The following is a 393-nucleotide window of genomic DNA, read 5'->3' as shown; positions in this document are numbered from 1 at the left end:
GCGCTGTTTGTGGCCACGATGCCGCAGGCGCTTTCCGCCTGGCGGGTGGCATCGCACTTTCTGGTGTCGTTTATTGTCGGGGTGCTGGGGGCCGATGTACTGGCCTCCTGGCTGACCGGCGTCACGGGGTACCGCGGCTCCTCGGCAGAAGCGTTATGCGCGGTCGTGGTGTCGGTGGTATCGGTCAAAATTCTCTCCTTTATACACCAGCAGGATATCGCCTCGCTGGTCTCAGGGTTGTTTGCCCGCATGCGGGGAGGAGGTGGACATGCTCAGTGATATTCCGGGTCTGCTGAATGTGGCGCTGTGTACGGTAATCGTGCTGGCGCTCTTTTTTTACCGCAGGAATAAGGCAACACATAAACCGCTGGTGTCGTGGGTGGCCTGGCTGAT

General features: G+C 59.5%; 2 protein-coding genes. Both read left to right on the top strand.

Annotation, left to right across the window (positions count from 1 at the left end; genetic code table 11):
* A partial coding sequence (locus tag AACV31_RS17395; RefSeq protein ID WP_166337126.1) for a putative holin occupies nucleotides 1–279 on the top strand: 279 nt, incomplete at its 5' end.
* A partial coding sequence (locus tag AACV31_RS17390; protein WP_166337124.1) for a phage holin family protein occupies nucleotides 269–393 on the top strand: 125 nt, incomplete at its 3' end. The genes AACV31_RS17395 and AACV31_RS17390, both read left to right, overlap by 11 nt.

The organism is Cronobacter sp. EKM101R (assembly GCF_963888145.1).
Lineage (GTDB): Bacteria > Pseudomonadota > Gammaproteobacteria > Enterobacterales > Enterobacteriaceae > Cronobacter > Cronobacter turicensis.
The sequence above is the reverse complement of the archived record's forward strand: the minus strand, read 5'-3'. Positions and strand labels throughout refer to the sequence as shown.